1 rRNA gene is annotated in these 682 nt (G+C 51.2%); it reads left to right on the top strand.

The features are described from left to right. Window positions 1-27: 27 nt before the first annotated feature. Window positions 28-682, top strand: a 16S ribosomal RNA gene (locus tag LQ611_RS13920); the annotation flags it as partial.

Genomic DNA, 682 nt, shown 5'->3' with positions numbered 1-682 from the left:
AAAAATGAGCTTATCAAGCTTACTTCTTTTATGGAGAGTTTGATCCTGGCTCAGGATGAACGCTGGCGGCGTGCCTAATACATGCAAGTCGAGCGAACAGATGAGAAGCTTGCTTCTCTGATGTTAGCGGCGGACGGGTGAGTAACACGTGGGTAACCTACCTATAAGACTGGGATAACTCCGGGAAACCGGGGCTAATACCGGATAATATTTTGAACCGCATGGTTCGATAGTGAAAGACGGTTTCGGCTGTCACTTATAGATGGACCCGCGCCGTATTAGCTAGTTGGTAAGGTAACGGCTTACCAAGGCGACGATACGTAGCCGACCTGAGAGGGTGATCGGCCACACTGGAACTGAGACACGGTCCAGACTCCTACGGGAGGCAGCAGTAGGGAATCTTCCGCAATGGGCGAAAGCCTGACGGAGCAACGCCGCGTGAGTGATGAAGGTCTTCGGATCGTAAAACTCTGTTGTTAGGGAAGAACAAATTTGTTAGTAACTGAACAAGTCTTGACGGTACCTAACCAGAAAGCCACGGCTAACTACGTGCCAGCAGCCGCGGTAATACGTAGGTGGCAAGCGTTATCCGGAATTATTGGGCGTAAAGCGCGCGTAGGCGGTTTCTTAAGTCTGATGTGAAAGCCCACGGCTCAACCGTGGAGGGTCATTGGAAACTGGG

Origin of the sequence: Mammaliicoccus sp. L-M44, from assembly GCF_022386355.1 — a bacterium.
Classification (GTDB): Bacteria; Bacillota; Bacilli; order Staphylococcales; family Staphylococcaceae; genus Mammaliicoccus; species Mammaliicoccus sciuri_A.
The sequence above is the reverse complement of the archived record's forward strand: the minus strand, read 5'-3'. Positions and strand labels throughout refer to the sequence as shown.